The organism is Candidatus Midichloria mitochondrii IricVA (assembly GCF_000219355.1).
GTDB classification, from domain to species: Bacteria; Pseudomonadota; Alphaproteobacteria; order Rickettsiales; family Midichloriaceae; genus Midichloria; species Midichloria mitochondrii.
In genome coordinates this window covers 758,773-774,322 of sequence record NC_015722.1, presented here as the reverse complement: position 1 = coordinate 774,322, position 15,550 = coordinate 758,773, and the positions used below count along the sequence as shown (strand labels likewise).

The 15,550-nt window shown below is 36.1% G+C and carries 20 protein-coding genes and 2 pseudogenes; 13 read left to right on the top strand and 9 right to left on the bottom strand.

Features of this window, described 5'->3' with window-relative positions:
• Positions 1-58 precede the first annotated feature (58 nt).
• Positions 59-1,018: an RluA family pseudouridine synthase gene (locus MIDI_RS04035; RefSeq protein WP_013951304.1), complete on the top strand. Its 960-nt coding sequence runs from the start codon at positions 59-61 to the stop codon at positions 1,016-1,018.
• Positions 1,011-1,499 carry a pantetheine-phosphate adenylyltransferase gene (gene coaD / locus MIDI_RS04030; RefSeq protein WP_013951303.1) on the top strand — a complete coding sequence of 163 codons (489 nt, stop codon included), beginning with the start codon at positions 1,011-1,013 and terminating at the stop codon, positions 1,497-1,499. The genes MIDI_RS04035 and coaD overlap by 8 nt, the downstream gene beginning before the upstream one ends.
• 195 nt (positions 1,500-1,694) lie before the next feature.
• Here coaD and MIDI_RS09805 read toward each other — a convergent pair whose 3' ends face one another.
• The 3 genes and pseudogenes from MIDI_RS09805 to MIDI_RS09055 form a co-directional block, all read right to left on the bottom strand.
• Positions 1,695-1,823 carry a hypothetical protein gene (locus MIDI_RS09805; protein ID WP_272940942.1) on the bottom strand — a complete coding sequence of 43 codons (129 nt, stop codon included), beginning with the start codon at positions 1,821-1,823 and terminating at the stop codon, positions 1,695-1,697.
• A 52-nt stretch (positions 1,824-1,875) separates the two neighbouring features.
• Positions 1,876-2,182, bottom strand: a pseudogene (locus MIDI_RS09355) (transposase).
• Positions 2,142-2,543 carry a transposase gene (locus tag MIDI_RS09055; protein WP_192805748.1) on the bottom strand — a complete coding sequence of 134 codons (402 nt, stop codon included), beginning with the start codon at positions 2,541-2,543 and terminating at the stop codon, positions 2,142-2,144. The pseudogene MIDI_RS09355 and the gene MIDI_RS09055 overlap by 41 nt, the downstream one beginning before the upstream one ends.
• Positions 2,544-3,375: 832 nt before the next feature.
• Between MIDI_RS09055 and MIDI_RS09800 the strand changes: the two genes are divergently transcribed.
• The 5 genes from MIDI_RS09800 to MIDI_RS09795 all read left to right on the top strand — a co-directional run bounded on the left by MIDI_RS09800 (position 3,376) and on the right by MIDI_RS09795 (position 4,770).
• Positions 3,376-3,504: a hypothetical protein gene (locus tag MIDI_RS09800; RefSeq protein WP_272940941.1), complete on the top strand. Its 129-nt coding sequence runs from the start codon at positions 3,376-3,378 to the stop codon at positions 3,502-3,504.
• A gap of 72 nt (positions 3,505-3,576) precedes the next feature.
• A complete protein-coding gene (locus MIDI_RS07180) occupies positions 3,577-3,792 on the top strand; it encodes a tetratricopeptide repeat protein (RefSeq protein WP_083809637.1) in 216 nt (71 codons plus the stop codon).
• A gap of 110 nt (positions 3,793-3,902) precedes the next feature.
• Entirely contained in the window at positions 3,903-4,133 is a 231-nt protein-coding gene (locus MIDI_RS04020) for a tetratricopeptide repeat protein (RefSeq protein ID WP_041185477.1), read from the top strand.
• Positions 4,099-4,335 carry a hypothetical protein gene (locus MIDI_RS08670; RefSeq protein ID WP_013951299.1) on the top strand — a complete coding sequence of 79 codons (237 nt, stop codon included), beginning with the start codon at positions 4,099-4,101 and terminating at the stop codon, positions 4,333-4,335. The genes MIDI_RS04020 and MIDI_RS08670 overlap by 35 nt, the downstream gene beginning before the upstream one ends.
• Positions 4,336-4,647: 312 nt before the next feature.
• A complete protein-coding gene (locus MIDI_RS09795; protein WP_272940940.1) occupies positions 4,648-4,770 on the top strand; it encodes a hypothetical protein in 123 nt (40 codons plus the stop codon).
• Positions 4,771-4,910: 140 nt separating this feature from the next.
• Here MIDI_RS09795 and MIDI_RS06330 read toward each other — a convergent pair whose 3' ends face one another.
• From MIDI_RS06330 to MIDI_RS03985, 6 genes and pseudogenes are all read right to left on the bottom strand, one after another.
• Positions 4,911-5,810, bottom strand: a complete 900-nt coding sequence (locus MIDI_RS06330) for a lysylphosphatidylglycerol synthase transmembrane domain-containing protein (RefSeq protein WP_013951297.1) — start codon at positions 5,808-5,810, stop codon at positions 4,911-4,913.
• Complete coding sequence (locus MIDI_RS04005; RefSeq protein WP_013951296.1) at positions 5,804-6,757, bottom strand: tyrosine recombinase XerC; 954 nt, start codon at positions 6,755-6,757, stop codon at positions 5,804-5,806. The genes MIDI_RS06330 and MIDI_RS04005 overlap by 7 nt, the downstream gene beginning before the upstream one ends.
• Positions 6,758-6,794: 37 nt before the next feature.
• Positions 6,795-8,060 carry a dicarboxylate/amino acid:cation symporter gene (locus MIDI_RS04000; protein WP_013951295.1) on the bottom strand — a complete coding sequence of 422 codons (1,266 nt, stop codon included), beginning with the start codon at positions 8,058-8,060 and terminating at the stop codon, positions 6,795-6,797.
• 518 nt (positions 8,061-8,578) lie between these two features.
• A pseudogene (gene tsaD / locus MIDI_RS03995) lies at positions 8,579-9,587 on the bottom strand (tRNA (adenosine(37)-N6)-threonylcarbamoyltransferase complex transferase subunit TsaD).
• Positions 9,584-10,876, bottom strand: a complete 1,293-nt coding sequence (gene proS, locus MIDI_RS03990) for a proline--tRNA ligase (RefSeq protein WP_041185476.1) — start codon at positions 10,874-10,876, stop codon at positions 9,584-9,586. Before proS ends, tsaD begins: the two are co-directional and overlap by 4 nt.
• Before the next feature lie 15 nt (positions 10,877-10,891).
• Positions 10,892-12,274, bottom strand: a complete 1,383-nt coding sequence (locus MIDI_RS03985) for a penicillin-binding protein activator (protein ID WP_237697333.1) — start codon at positions 12,272-12,274, stop codon at positions 10,892-10,894.
• Between MIDI_RS03985 and rsmI the strand changes: the two genes are divergently transcribed.
• From rsmI to MIDI_RS03960, 6 genes are all read left to right on the top strand, one after another.
• Positions 12,251-13,135 (top strand): 16S rRNA (cytidine(1402)-2'-O)-methyltransferase, encoded by an 885-nt coding sequence (rsmI, locus tag MIDI_RS03980; protein ID WP_052567699.1) that lies wholly within the window; start codon positions 12,251-12,253, stop codon positions 13,133-13,135. The genes MIDI_RS03985 and rsmI overlap by 24 nt on opposite strands.
• Positions 13,136-13,246: 111 nt before the next feature.
• Positions 13,247-13,462: a hypothetical protein gene (locus MIDI_RS03975; RefSeq protein ID WP_148234144.1), complete on the top strand. Its 216-nt coding sequence runs from the start codon at positions 13,247-13,249 to the stop codon at positions 13,460-13,462.
• 72 nt (positions 13,463-13,534) lie between these two features.
• Positions 13,535-13,681, top strand: a complete 147-nt coding sequence (locus MIDI_RS09050; RefSeq protein ID WP_160162261.1) for a hypothetical protein — start codon at positions 13,535-13,537, stop codon at positions 13,679-13,681.
• A 29-nt stretch (positions 13,682-13,710) separates the two neighbouring features.
• Positions 13,711-14,424: a transposase gene (locus tag MIDI_RS08910; protein WP_202795458.1), complete on the top strand. Its 714-nt coding sequence runs from the start codon at positions 13,711-13,713 to the stop codon at positions 14,422-14,424.
• A gap of 18 nt (positions 14,425-14,442) precedes the next feature.
• A complete protein-coding gene (locus MIDI_RS03965) occupies positions 14,443-15,021 on the top strand; it encodes a tetratricopeptide repeat protein (protein ID WP_041185473.1) in 579 nt (192 codons plus the stop codon).
• 129 nt (positions 15,022-15,150) lie between these two features.
• Complete coding sequence (locus MIDI_RS03960) at positions 15,151-15,390, top strand: hypothetical protein (RefSeq protein ID WP_041185472.1); 240 nt, start codon at positions 15,151-15,153, stop codon at positions 15,388-15,390.
• The last annotated feature ends 160 nt before the right edge of the window (positions 15,391-15,550 follow it).

Sequence of the window (15,550 nt, the reverse complement as noted above, 5' to 3'; positions counted from 1 at the left end):
AAAAAATACCAACAAACTTTAAGATTAATAAGCTTTTAAGCGGGATCTATTTACAAACATGGCAGAAATAATCAAAAAATTAGTTGCAGGAGAAGATAATGATATAAGGCTGGATCGTTGGTTTAAAAGGCATTACAAAGAGTATTCTTTTGCTAATATTTCAAAATTAGCGCGTACTGGGCAAATAAGAGTTGATAGTAAAAGAGTTAAAGCATCGGATAAAATCAAATTTAATCAAGAAATTAGGTTTCCAGCGCTTATAACTCTTAAGCCTCAGATAAAAAAATCCATTCTTACTTCAAAAAATGATTATGCGAAGCTCGTTGAAGAAATTACTGCTAATATTACTTATATAAATTCACACGTTTTAGTTCTAAATAAACCTGCAGGTCTTGCAGTACAAGGTGGTAACGGCATTGAGATTAGTGTCGATCATATCGCTTCTGAATTAAAATTCGATGCTAAAGAAAAACCTAAATTAGTGCATAGAATTGATAAGGAAACCAGCGGCATTTTAATCATGGCACGTACCATAAAAGCAGCCCAAGAAATAGCTGATATATTTCAAAATCGAGATATAGATAAAAAATATTTAGCCATTGTTCAAGGCAAACCAAAGGAGTTAAAAGAAGTGATCGATATACCCTTAGAAAAAAAAGACTCTGGTGCCGGATTTGAAAACATGGCGCCTAGCAAAAACGGCAAGCAGGCAATTACTAGATATAGGGTACTGGCTCATAATGAGCGAGCTGCGCTCTTAGAAGTAATTCCAGTTACAGGACGAAAACACCAAATTCGAGCGCATTTAGCAACCATTGGATGCCCTATCATTAGCGATAAGAAATATAATAAAGAGTATTCGTTATATAACAAAATTGCAGCAAGTTTATGTTTGCATGCTTACGAGCTTGATTTAGCTCTTTTTGGAGAAAAATTAAAGTTCCAGGCTCCACTCCCAAAACATTTTATAGATGTTTTAAATTTTTTTAGTTTAACCTTTAAAGAAAAAAATGTCTGACAAAATTGCGATTTATCCCGGGACTTTTGATCCTTTAACCTTCGGCCATCTTGATATTTTAGAAAGAGCATGCATTTTGTTCGATAAAATCATTTTAGCAATCGCTGATAACTCAAAAAAATCTCCGCTTTTTACCGCAACTGAGCGAGTGGCGATTGCAAAGGCCGAGGTAAAAAAAATTCAAATCCCAAATTTGGAAGTAATGAGTTTTAACACTCTTTTAGTAGATTTTGCTAAAACCCAAAAAGTGAAGATTATAATAAGAGGCATTCGAGCAGTTTCAGATTTTGAATATGAATTCCAAATGGCCTATATCAATAAAAAGCTTTTCCCAGAATTAGAAACTATATTTCTGCCCGCAAGCGAAAAAAGTCATTTTATCTCTGCAACTTTAGTAAAAGAAGTAGCAAAATTAGGAGGAGATCTCACTGGACTTGTTTCTGAAAGTGTTGCTGAACAAATTAAAAATAAATTTAATTAAGTACAAAAAAAATTCGTCGGGAAGTTGTTCGATCACCTGCATTATAGAAGTATCGTCATCGATACAAAAACTTTCATCAATTAATCTTTTCATCATTATGCCTTCGCTCGTGCTTGGAAACACAATTGAATAGTCGCTGTCTGCAGCTCAACATACACTTAGTCCACTACTACTAGATTTATCTATTCTTTCTTGCTAAGCAGAAAACGCTTCTGCTAGCTTAGAACCCGTTTTGAATATTAATATAACCTCAGTTTGACGTAAGGAGTATGCCCGTGAGCCTATTTTTCCATGAGATATATTGGGTTTGAAGACATAGGCCAAGAGCCCTGCCAAGAAATTGTTTGGCGAGCGATGCCGGTGTGTGTTGGATTTGTCAAATCTCTTTCAATTGTCCGATGGCTGTTTCAATCAATCCACGCCCTTGCAAGAAGCAGTTGTTTAAAAGCCGCAAGCGGGTTTTGTTTTTCATGTTTTTCTTAAGCCGTGTGATGAGCTCAATACCTTGATTGCTCAGTGTTTTTGCTCATATACCACCGATCTCCGAATAGAAGGCCTGTCAAATATTGAGTCAGTTTCTCGACAACGGCTCGATCATCTGTATTACCCGAAGTCAGTGTGAATGACATAATCTCTCCTTGATCATTGAGGCCAAAGAACCATCCGGGTTGACGTTTTCCCACGCTGAGCGATGCCTTTAAGGACCTTATTACGGCTAGTACGTGAGTTATGACAAACCTTCCAGCTTTTTGTTGAGTCAACGTACCTGTTTGTTTCCCTTTGCAGCAATTCAGCAGAATGACCAACGGGATGACCGCGTCTCGCATCCAGCTCAACAAAGCGATTGTAGCTGATAAGCTTCGGCAATTCCTCTCTGAGAGAGATTTGAAAACAGTTTAGGTAAAAATCTTTGAATCCGGTAATGCCCTCAAATGAAACAAAACGAGGATCGTTATAACTTCGGAAAGCATCATCCCAGACTCTCGTTCCCTTTGTCTCTGCGAGTTTCTTAAGGATCTTTGGTACATGAGTTGTTGCTTGCAAAAATCATCAATCAAACAAAATATTTCTACTAGGGGAACCACTTTCCTTATTTATCGTGAAATTGAGAAGAACTTAATGGTTACACAGCCTCTTTGAAGCCATATCAGATAATTTCTTTAAACCTACCTCAAACTGGGGTTACTTAGGAAGCTAAAAGAAGAACTCAACAAGTAAGATATATTAATATCCCACGTATATCAATATTAATTTATCTCACACTTTCACTAGTTCGAAGTCGCGGTATACTTCTTTAACTGCTAATGCATAAAGCGAGTTTGCAATGGAAAAGTATGAACCGCCCTTTAGCAGGCGAAGCTTGCAAGACGGGCCATGTTAAAAAAGCAAATGAGCCTTGCAACAGTATATCTAATATAACTCTTAAATTTTAGGGAACTGCTTCTTAGCGGATAATTGCCGGTCTTTATGTATGCTTTGGCGTCTAAACTCCTATGGGGTACGCTCTTCTTTATAATGCTTTGACCATGATTATTTATATATCAATGCTTAATTACTGAGATTGTAAAATAATGTAAAAATATTATTAACAAATATTGACATAAACTAATAGTAGCTGTGTTCATCATTGGGTGCGCTTAAATGGGGCGCTATCTATGATTTCTTATCAGAAATAGCCCAAGATTTTTAAAGACGAGACTAAACTTAGCTAAGGGGAGTTGTTACCTTAAGTTAATTGTGTAAGACAGAAATATATAGTTTTTGAAGAATAAACATGAAGAGTAGTACGATGATCGGCAAGTATGTACGTATTTTGAATGATGTGGATACTGATCGATTGCAAGCAGCCCCAGATGATAGAAATGAAGCATAGGCAATGAGTGCGAAAAAAATGGTACAGATGTTATATGGAGGAAGCTCAATTGCTCTCTGCGGAAAAGGTAAGCATGTTGAAGCGTTAACCCTATATGAAAAAGCTTTGAGTACAAAAAAGAGAGGTATTTAGGAAGTAACCTCAGTATATAATAGTATGGGGAATTCATATAAAGCTACGAAGCAGTATAATAATGCGTTATAGCTGTATAAAAAAGCTTTAAGGATTAGGATCGAGGAATTCGGAGGGGATAATGAGGTGATAGTGGATCTGTATGGTAATATGGCTTATGTATATAGAGAGATGAAAAGGCAGGAAGAAGCAATGAGCTTGCTATATAGGCGGATTGCTATTTATAGAAATCTTTACGGAGAGAGTACTAAAGAGGTAATAGCGGAGTATGACTGCCTAGTTTACTGAGGGAAGGAATTCAAAAAAATTATTGCAGCACACGAAGGTAGATTACTGATATATAAAAATCTGTATGGGGAAAAAAAGAGTAAGGAAGTGGCTGATTTGTATGGTGATGCTTGGAGAGCGGTTTAATAGGGATTTATAAGCACTTTAAGAGAATTCCAGAAGCAATTGAGGCATTCTACAAGAAAGATTTAACTATTTATCAGAAAATTTATGGAGCAGAGAGCAGAGAAATAGCTGACTTGCATGGTGATATGAGCGATTTATATAAAGATTTTAAACTGTTTGAGAAAACAGCTGAGGAACTACATGAGTGCATCACTATATATAAAAACTATATATAAAAAGATTTATAGAGAAAAAGGTGAAGAAGCAGCTGATTTATATGGCAATAATTGGAGTGGTTTAATAAAGTTATACAAGAACTTAAATAGGTTTGAAGAAGCAATTACATTATTTGCTAAAAAAAGCTTGTTATCTATCAAAATTTATACGGAGAAAATAGCAGAGAGATGGCTGATATATATTATGATAACCCCAGTTTGAGGTAAGTTTCAGAGGAATTATCTGATATAGTTTTAAAAAAAAAGCTGTGTAACCATTAAATTTTTCTCAATTTCACGATAAATAAGAAAAGTGGTTCCCCTAGTGGAAATATTTTGTTTGATTGATGATTTTTGCAAGCAACAACTCACGCACCAAAGATCCTTAAGAAACTCGCAGAGACAAAGGAAACTAGAGTCTAGGAGATGCTTTCCGAAGTTATAACGATCCTCGTTTTGTTTCATTTTGGGGGCATTTACCGGACCTTCAAAGATTTTTACCTAAAACTGTTTTCGAACCTCTCTCAGAGAGGAATTGCCAAAGCTTGTCAGCTACAATCGCTTTGTTGAGCTGATGCAAGGTGCGGTCATCCCGTTGGTCATTCTGCTGAAGGGATACTTTTTTAATTTGAAGCATTACTTTCGCCTATTTTTGTAAAAGGCAAACCGCTTGTTTGCTACTAAGCAGCTGGCATTAGGCGCTAAACGCGCCCAGGGGAGAGGGAAAGCCAGCCGTTTATTATATCCGCAAATTTGCTTTATAGAGGAGTATGAAAAAATTTTATAACCAGTGTGTAACTATGAGGGAAGCCACTTTGCAAATTTCTCCGAATTTAAACCTCTGGAGTGGTTATGAAAAATAAACAACCCTCCTGTTAGGCTTGATATTAAAGAAATTAAAAAGCTGATGCTTGCAATTAAAATGCCAAGCTCTTTGTCTAGTACTGGTAAAAGCTCAGCAGCCCAAATAAAGGTTATTTCTCTTATGCCGATACCTCCTACTGTAATGGGTAAAATAGATAACACTGAAGCTATACTAAAAATTACTGCGTAATCAGCAATTATTTTGAGTGTTAAGCCCTTATTGAAAGACACAATTATGGTATAAATAAATATTATTTGCAAACTTTGAGTCAAAAAAGAAAGAGGTAGCGCCTTTATGGCGCATGAGTCCTTAAGCACTATTTTAGCGAACACTAAATAAGCAGGAAGTCCTAGTATCACTGAGGCTATTATCAAATAATTAAGGTAGGGAACTGAATAAAAATCACTAAAATAAGTAATGCAAAAAGCAAGATAAATAAGAGCAAATACCCCGTGCACTCTTTCGCAGAAAAAGATTTTTAAAAGAGTTAGTTTGCTGGTGCTATAGTATTTTGATAGAAGGTATACTTTATAACTATCTCCCCCCACTCCTCCTGGTAAAAAATTATTATAAAAGGTTCCAACATAGTATAAGCTTAAGTTCTTTAATGAAGGCAAGGAAATGTTAGCCGCCTGGAGATAAATTTTGCTTCTGAGGCTGCTGCTTATTAATGAAAGATTTTGAATTAAGAACGCTAAAAGCACTAAATATAAGTTATTACTTTTAAGTTTGATAAGAGCTTCTTGATAATCTAGCTGCTTTGTTACTATGCCAATAAGTAACGTAGTAAATGTTAGCTTAGCAATAACAAGTAGCATTTTATTGGTTAACATTTGTCATTCTTCGGTTTACTGCGTTTAGATTTAGGGTGAAAATTTGAGTATGCAGACATCAAACCACTTACATCGACTTTGGTATAGCGTTGTGTTGTGGATAAGCTTTCATGTCCTAATAGGGTTTGGATTGTCCTTAAATCTCCATCTTGGCTTAATAAATGAGTTGCAAAGCTGTGCCTAAAAGCATGCGGAGATGTACACTCTGGCAACCCTAGGGATTTCTTTAATCCTCTTAAATTTGCTCTAAAGACATCTGGATTAAGCTTTTTGCCGCCTACGCCAACAAATATATAATCTTCCAGCTGGTACGGACATGATTCCATATAATCCATTACTGCACTTTTAACTTGCGGAAGAATTGGAACCATTCTCTCCCTCTTTCCCTTACCTTTGACTATAAGACTTTCCATACTATCTCTAAAATCATTCTTGTTAAGGAACAGCACTTCGCTAATCCTGAGCCCACAGCCATAAAGTAGCATTAGTACCGCTTTGTCCCTTAGGCCAACCCAGCGCTGCTTCGGTAAAGTTTCTATTATTTTAGTCGCTTCTAAAGTAGATTCTAAAGGTAAATCTTTGGGTAGGCTCTTGTTATTTTTCAGTATTTTTATAGCAAATACATTCTTGTTATCAATATCTTTTTTTGACTTTAGATATCTATAAAAGCTTCTAATCACCGAAAGTGACCTGGCATTCGAAGTAGTTTTTAAATTATCTCTTTTTCTTGCCGCGAGCCAAGAACGAAAATCCTGTATCGATAAATTTGCTATCATGTCAATTGATATTGATTGTTGATAATGGGTATGAATAAAGCTTAGAAAATAAAACAAATCAGTGGCATAAGCATCAAGAGTATGCTTTGAATAAACCAGATTATCTCTCAAGTAGCTCAGCCACTCCTCGATCAATATCTGCAGTTCTTTAGCTGTTTTTATTGTAGCCATAGAGGTAATTGCATAAGTAGCAATATTTTTCCTGAATTTATTGTTTTTTATCCATTTTTACAGACTTTTCGCTGTAATAAACTTTTGTATTGAGAGTTTTTTCTGATCTATCAATAATGACAGTGACACAACCACATCCTGTTACATTGATTACAGTTGTCATCATATCAGCTATCCTATCAATTGTTGCAATCAATAAAACTCCTTCTATTGGTAGGCCAACAGAATGCAAAACCATTCCTAAGAACAGAACAACCCCCCCAGGTATACCTGCCCCTCCAATTGAGGCGAGAGTACACATTAAAGATAAAGTTATATACTGTCCGACTGTAAAATCAACCCCCATCATTTGGGCAAAAAATACAGCACAGGAGGCTTGGTATATTGCTCCGCCATCCATATTTAGAGCAGCTGAAAGTGGAAGTATAAATCGACTTTTTTGTCGAGAAACACCAAGTTGGGTTTCGCAGATTTCCATAAGTGGTACCAAGGTTGCTTTTGAGCTGCTAGTTGCAAATGCAATCAATTGCGCACCGAGAACTTTTTTATAAAAAGAAAAAGGCGATAGTCTTCCAACAAGAAATAATAACACACCAAGGACACAATAATGCAATAGGCAGCCTACCATGATAGTCATTACTAACTTGCTCAAGGAAACTAAAACTGAAATTCCTTCGACACCAACTATCGCTGAGATATAGCCAAATACCCCTATTGGAGATATCTTCATTATCGTTTGAATGATTTTAAAGAAAGTTATTGCTATTTGATGCACCACCAAAACTAGTTGTTTACAGTCATCGCGTCTGCTTTGTAGTATTACGCCAAAAAAGAAAGCAAATACTATAATTTGCAATATATTTCCATCAACAATTGCTGCAAATACATTGCTTGGGATTAAGTTAGTTAACGTTTCAACAAAAGAGAGATCTTGAACTCTTGGAAGCTGACTTGAGCCATGAAATTGCTTTAATAAATTTGGCGAAACGCCAATTCCTGGCTTAAGTAAGCTCGCAACCGTTAAACCTACACTGACCGCTAAAGTAGACGTCGTCATAAAGATTATAGCTGCTTTATAACTTATTCTATAAAGATTTGAAGAGCCTTCCACACTTGTCATACCATATATAATGGTAAATAAAATCATTGGGATGGTAACCATCTTGATTAAATTTAAGAAAACTACTCCCAAATATCCAAAGGATTTTGCTTCGGGACCTAAAATAGAGCCAACTATGGCGCCAAGTACTAATGCAAACAGCACCTGTTGCCATAGAGCAATTTTCCACGAGCCGATCTTCATTTATTATTCTACTTTAAATATTTGTCTAACATTTTTACTACCAAGTTAAAATGTAATCAATAACTTTTAATTTATTTTCAAATACCACTTAAGAATATCCGTATGAATAACATCTTCAAATGCTATTTTTGAAATTAAATGTGCTTTTATACAATACTCTAGAAGGAATATAATATTGTACAACTAATAGTTGCCTCTGGGTTGCTATCTTATAAATAATATATACAAAATAAATATTGGAATCCTAGGGGTAAGCTTTGAGGTTATATATACTTTGGGTCATAAAACCTTCATAAATTAGTTGTTGAAAACTCACGCTAACACACTTTTCCATTAAGGTATATATGTATTTATAAAATCGATAACTATTTTTATTATTCAGTAGCGATACTCTTCATTAACTATCTATAGGAGGCGGGCCACAAAGAAAGCAAACGAACCTTTTAAGCAGATCATCACTTCACAACTTGCTGGAGGATTTTTCACTCTTAATTTATTAGAGGTATATATAAAAATCACTAAAGAGGCCATCTTGAACGCGGCTCAAAGTCTAAATTATTGGTAAGGCCAATCTGTAAAAAGTTCTAAACCTGCCCAAGCTATCATTGCCGCATTGTCTGTGCACAGATGAATAGGAGGAGCAATAAAATTATATCCATGATTTATAAGAAATTCAGATATTTTTTCTCTGATGTATTTATTAGCTGCAACTCCGCCGGCGATCACAAAGCTATTTACTTTTTTAGGCGAATCTCTATTAATTATTTCAATAGCTTGATTAATTTTATATAAAAATATTTCTGCAACTGTGTCTTGAAAGGAAGCGCATATATCATTTTTTATGTGTTCGATATCATTCTTCTCAATCAATTGTCTAACTGCAGTTTTTAATCCTGAAAATGATAAGTCATATCTATTTGCCTCACAAAGAGGCTTAGGGAACTGGAATGCTTTTGGATTGCCTTTTAAAGCCAGTTTTTCTATAGCTGGCCCTCCTGGATAATCTAAATTTAGCATCTTTGCAACTTTATCAAAAGCTTCGCCTGCAGCATCATCAACCGTGGTTGATATTTGTTTATATTGGTTAATTCCTTCAACTAGTAAAAACTGACAATGCCCCCCTGAAGCAAGTAACAGCAAATATGGAAATTCAATTTTGTCAGTTAGTCTTACAGTCAAAGCATGACCCTCTAGGTGGTTAACTGCTATAAAAGGCTTTTTTAGAATCGAAGCAACAGTCTTGGCAAAAATAACACCAACCATAACTCCACCTATTAACCCAGGCCCGGCAGTCACCGCAATTCCATCTAAATCTGAATAAGTTAAAGATGACTCTTGTAGACTTTTTTGAAATAAATAAGGCAGACATTCAATATGGCTTCTTGCTGCAACTTCTGGCACGACTCCACCAAACTCCTTGTGCTCTTTTATTTGAGAATAAATTTGATTGCTCAGGATTTTTCTCTCACTATTCACAATAGCGACGGCCGTCTCGTCACAACTGCTCTCGATACCAAGAATGATCATAGCGAATTTAAGTAATTACCAAACTGATTAATGTCTAAAATTGTAACTTTACCACTCTTTCGATCTTTAACCTCGATTTTATCTTCTCGAGCATTTTTTAAACCAATTATAAGCTGCGTTGGAATGCCTAATAAATCAGCTCTTGAAAATTTTACGCCGGGTCCATACTCGAGATCATCGTATAAATAATCCACGCCCCTCTTATCTAGTATTAAACATAGCTGCTTACTTAATTCATCACACTTAGCGTCATTAATTTTTAAATTCAAAATAATGAATTTGAACGGAGCAACTGCATCAGGCCAAATAATACCTTTTTCATCATGATTTGCTTCTATTAAAGCCCCAACAAGCCTAGATACTCCAATCCCATAGCAACCCATTTCAGGATGTTTTAATGAGCCATCTCTATCTTGAATCTTCATGTTCATTGCTTTTGAGTATTTATTTCCTAAATAAAAAATATGCCCAACCTCGATTCCTTTCCTTGAAACAATTTCAAGAGCCTTACAAAGTTCTGGATTATATTTTTCTTCTTCCACTGCATAAATATCTTGTAGTGAACTTAAAGTTATTTCATTATTTTTTAATTTTTCTTCAAGACTTGTTTCATAATATATAGTACTTTCGCCAGTATCTGCTAGAATATGAAATTCATGACTGTAATCACCACCAATAGCGCCTGTACTTGCAGCAACAGGGACCGCAACAAGACCAAGCCTATGATAAATTCTTAAATAAGCTCTCAGCACGTCTTCATACGTTCTAAGAGCGCATTCTCTGTTCATATGAAACGAATAAGCATCTTTCATCAAAAATTCTCTACTTCTCATAACGCCATAGCGAGGCCTTATTTCATCTCTGAATTTCCAACTGATTTGATAAATGCTTAAAGGAAATGACTTATAAGACTGGGTTCCGCTGGCAATAACATCCACTATCGCCTCTTCAGCAGTAGGAGTGAAAATCATCTCTTGTCCTGCGCGATCTTTCATTCTTAACATTTCGTTATTTAAATCGTTGCTAGCTCCGAAGCGACCCGAGTCTTTCCACAGGGAAACCGGTTGTATACAGGGAACCAATAGCTCAGAGGCATTTATATTACTCATTTCTTGCCGTATAATTGTTTCCACCTGAGAAAGTGCGGATAACCCAAAAGGTAACCAATTATAAATTCCAGCCGCAATCTGCCTTATCATTCCAGCTCTTAGCATTAACTTATGTGATACTATGGATGCTTCAACCGGCGCTTCTTTTGTTGTCGGAACAAAATATCTGCTTAAACGCATATAAAAAATAAAATCCTATTCAAATGACGTCAGCGCTGGATCAATCTCAATTACCTGATTAGAATCAATTTTAAATATTGAAAGCAACCTTTCCCCAGAGCCATCTTTTGCAAACCTAAATACACCGTTTATTCCTTCAAATCCAGCCTTATTTAGTAATGTTTTGGGGTTAAACACTAATAAGTTATTATTATCGTGTTCAACTACCGCTAAAATTAGCGCAACTGCATCATATGCAAGGGAAGCCATGTGATGTGAGTCATATTTATTTGTTGCTCTAAATCTCGCCGCAAAATCAGCTCTCGCTGCAAGTCCAACATCAGCAAACCACGGATCATTAGACCAAGTTATTGAATAAGGCCCGCTATCATGAAATTGACTGCCACAAATTACCTTTATCTTTTTTAAATTAGGGTCTCTTAGCATCTCAAAATTTTGAGATATCTTCCGCAGGAAATTACCAGATTGCGGAAGTAATATAATTGCATCTTCAAAGTAATTTGGTAACGCACTCATCTTACTTTTTAACTCTTGGACTGCTTGAGTAAAATCAGTATTACTAACGCTCTTAGTTTCATTGTATTTTACTGTAATAAAGTCTTTAATTTCATTACTATTTTTATAGTCAAGTAATAGAGCCTCTATAGACTCTCCAAGAGAATTATTTGGAATTATAGTAAAAATATTTTTAGCTCCTTTTTGCGCTGCATAAGAAATTACACGACCCATCTGTTGCTCAATAGGCATTCCAAGCATTAATAAATTACCTAGATTAATAAAATCTCTGTCGTTAATAAAAGCGATATTAGCTATATCTTTCGCTCTACTATGCCGATTGACTATTTCCATTTGCTCTTTAAGTATAGGGCCTATGATTGCATCTATATTATTGCCTATGTTTAATAAAGCATTAGCCGCAGATTCTGGTGTTGAACCAGCATCAACTGCTAGCATATTTATCTTGCCACTTCCAAGCTCTGCAGATGCCAACTGCACTGCATCTAACATACTTTGCCCCATCCTTGCATATTGGCCAGAAAGAGGCAGAAGTACGGCAATATTCAACTCTCTACCGCGTCTTATTGATCCAAAGTGCCCTGAAAGGTCAGTTTTTGGAGTTACCGTAGCTTGTGATTTTATATCTTTGGCTGGGCTTATTACAATATTACCATCTGGCTTTATTTGCGCATACTGACTACTTTTTTTCTTCGCTACACGAGCATTTTGAGCATGCCTTACTGCACTTTTATGCTGATTTTTTCTAATAGCGGTGCCAGTTTTTTTGTTATCAGATAGATTTATCTTGTCACAAGCGGCGTTAAAGCTCATAATACCGATCATTAAGATACAGCTGAGAAATTTTTTCATAAATAATTGTTTATCAATCAAAAGTTGCACAAAATAGAAAATCATATCCTAAGTATTAATTCAAGTACTACAGGAAAACTTTATATTATCTCTACCCCCATTGGCAACATAAAAGATATGACTATCAGAGCACTAGATACGCTAAAATCTGTTTGCAGAGTTGTATGCGAAGACACTAGGATCACTGCAAAACTCTTACTTCACTATGGAATAAAAAAGCCCATGGTTGTCTTTCATGATCATTCCTCTAGTGAAGAACAAAATAAGATTATCAACTACCTTTTAAACGGCGAAGATATGGCGCTTGTTTCTGATGCGGGAACTCCGCTGATCTCTGATCCAGGATATGGTATTGTTAATACAGCAATTAAAGCAGGGATTAAAGTAACTGCCATCCCAGGGCCTTGCTCTGCTATCACTGCTCTTACCTTATCTGGCCTGCCTACTAATTCTTTTATGTTCATTGGATTTTTGCCAAATACTCTACAAAGTAGATTAAAAGAATTAATTTCAGTGAAAGAAATAGAGGCGACCTTAATTTTTTTTGAAACCGCAAAGAGGCTATTAGCAGTATTGCATGATTTCCTTGAAGTTTTCGGTAACAGAAAAATGGCAATTGGCCGTGAATTAACAAAGCTGTATGAAGAAGTCCGCTACGGCAATGTAGTTGAGCAAATTAATTACTGGCAAGGCAAAGCATTAAAAGGCGAATTTGTCCTGATCTTAGAAGGAGCTATCAAAGAAACATTAAGCGATGAAGAAATAAAAAAGCAAATGACGAGTTTGCTAAACAAAATGTCCTTTAAAGACGCAATATCATTTGCAAAAGACTCTTTAGGGATTAGTAAGAAAAAAGCTTACGAAATAGCGCTTCAAATCATAAGGGATTAACGTTATCCAGCATACAATTACCGCTAACGTATTTTCATAGTATCGCATCGACATATAAAGAGCTATTGGTGATATAATACTTAATCAAAAGTGCAGTCGGAGAGTAAAGCTATGCTTATTTCTAAAAATTATTGGCTTTCCCTAATCACCCCAGTATTGAGGAATAATCAAAAGGCGGTTTCTATGTTTGTTGCAGCGGGAGCTAATTTAGATACAGTAGACGATGGTGGCAATTCTGCTTTAATCCATGCATCTATAAAACCCCAGTTTGAGGTAAGTTTAAAGAAATTACCTGATATGGTTTTAAAGAAGCTGTGTAACCATTAAGTTTCTCTCAATTTCACGATAAATAAGGAAAGTGGTTTCCCTAGTAGAAATATTTTGTTTGATTGATGATTTTTGCAAGCGACAACTCACGTACCAAAGATCCTTAAGAAACTCGCAGAGACAAAGGGAACGAGAGTCTGGGATGATGCTTTCCGAAGTTATAACGATCCTCGTTTTGTTTCATTTGAGGCATTACCGGATTCAAAGATTTTTACCTAAACTGTGTTCAAATCTCTCTCAGAGAGGGATTGCCGAAGCTTATCAGCTACAATCGCTTTGTTGAGCTGATGCGAGACGCGGTCATCCCGTTGGTCATTCTGCTGAATTGCTGCAAAGGGAAACAAACAGGTACGTTGACTCAACAAAAAGCTGGAAGGTTTGTCGTAACTTACGTACTAGCCGTAATAAGGTCTTTAAAGGCATCGCTCAGCGTGGGAAAACGTCGACCCGGATGGTTCTTTGGCCTCAATGATCAAGGAGAGATTATGTCATTCACACTGACTTCGGGTAATACAGATGATCGAGCCGTTGTCGAGAAACTGACTCAATATTTGACAGGCCTTCTATTCGGAGATCGGTGGTATATAAGCAAAACACTGAGCAATCAAGGTATTGAGCTCATCACACGGCTTAAGAAAAACATGAAAAACAAAACCCGCTTGCGGCTTTTAAACAACTGCTTCTTGCGAGGGCGTGGATTGATTGAAACAGCCATCGGAGAATTGAAAGAGATTTGCCAAATCCAGCGCCACGGCATCGCTCGCCAAACAATTTCTTGGCAGACCTCTTTCTCAGGGCTCTTGGCTTATGTCTTCAAACCCAATATATCTCATGGAAAAATGGGCTCACGGGCATACTCCTTACGTCAAACTGAGGTTTTTATAGGGATTAATATTTTTGGGGAAGATAGTAAAAAAGTAGCGAATGTATACAGTAATATGGCGTTAATCTATGCAGAGTAGAACGATTATGTAGAGAGTTTGTATCTTTACAAAAAATCTCTCCCTATTAAAAGTACCTTTGGGGAAAAGAGCAAGGAAGCAGCTGATATATATAGTGATATTGCAAACGCTATGGATCCTGCTCGTAATACTCAAGGCAGTTTTAACGAGAGTCTAGAACTTTATAGAAAAGCTTTAGAGATACATATTAGGGTCCTTGGAGAACATACTAAAGATGTAGCCTATATATATAGAAATATAGGTTTTCTTTATGGAGAGCAAAGCAATTATACAGAAGCATCATTATTCTACGAAAAATCCGTGGTTATATACAAAGACATTTTAGAAGAAAAAAGCAAAGAGGTGGCAGATCTTTATAATAACATGGCTATAGCTGTATTACGCGGCCCTGAAGTTAAACCTGAAAAAAGCTTAGCGCTATTTAGAAAAGCTTTGGATATATATCAAAAAATCTTTAAGGAAGATAATAAAGATATAGCCGATGTGTACAACAATATCGCATCAGCGCACCACCTACAAAATGATTATGATAAGGTGTTAGTAGTGTTACAAAAGTCTTTAGATATTCGGTTAAAGATTTTTGGGGAGAATAAGTAGAGAAGTGGCTACTATACATACTAATTCACATTTATTGTATCAAGCTCAAGGAAATGAAGTAGAAACATAAAAGTATGCGCAAAAAATATAAAGAAATTGAGACATACCTAGCAGCTAATAAGACAATCGTTGCAAGAACGGAAGCGAAATCTGATAATAAATTTAGTTGAACAATTTTACGTAGGCCTACTCGATCGATTAATCAAAACCGCTTTAGATAAAGATGGTCAGGAAACAAGAGCTGCTCTTATTCAAGCCTTTAAGCAAGGAGGAGAGGAAGAGTTACGTGATACTTTAATTAAGCTTGAGGCTCTTCAAGAAATTAAAGAGCAACAATCCTTAGATAGGGTAATATACCACAAACAGTAACTCCGCCCTTTATAGCAGCTATAGTAGATGAATCAAGCTCCACTGATATCTCTACAGTCAATCTAGTCCCAGAGATAGCGCATTTGATAAGCTTGCTAATTGGTTTATAGCTTTTAGGCAACAACTGGCTTATAGCGAGAACAGCAATGAAGCAAGAAAT

Excerpts from the sequence above, each read along its gene's own strand:
- MIDI_RS04035 (WP_013951304.1), top strand. The coding sequence starts at position 59 with ATGGCAGAAATAATCAAAAAATTAGTTGCAGGAGAAGATAATGATATA.
- coaD (WP_013951303.1), top strand. The coding sequence starts at position 1,011 with ATGTCTGACAAAATTGCGATTTATCCCGGGACTTTTGATCCTTTAACC.
- MIDI_RS09800 (WP_272940941.1), top strand. The coding sequence starts at position 3,376 with ATGAGTGCGAAAAAAATGGTACAGATGTTATATGGAGGAAGCTCAATT.
- MIDI_RS08670 (WP_013951299.1), top strand. The coding sequence starts at position 4,099 with ATGAGTGCATCACTATATATAAAAACTATATATAAAAAGATTTATAGA.
- MIDI_RS06330 (WP_013951297.1), bottom strand. The coding sequence starts at position 5,810 with ATGTTAACCAATAAAATGCTACTTGTTATTGCTAAGCTAACATTTACT.
- MIDI_RS04005 (WP_013951296.1), bottom strand. The coding sequence starts at position 6,757 with ATGGCTACAATAAAAACAGCTAAAGAACTGCAGATATTGATCGAGGAG.
- MIDI_RS04000 (WP_013951295.1), bottom strand. The coding sequence starts at position 8,060 with ATGAAGATCGGCTCGTGGAAAATTGCTCTATGGCAACAGGTGCTGTTT.
- proS (WP_041185476.1), bottom strand. The coding sequence starts at position 10,876 with ATGCGTTTAAGCAGATATTTTGTTCCGACAACAAAAGAAGCGCCGGTT.
- MIDI_RS03975 (WP_148234144.1), top strand. The coding sequence starts at position 13,247 with ATGCTTATTTCTAAAAATTATTGGCTTTCCCTAATCACCCCAGTATTG.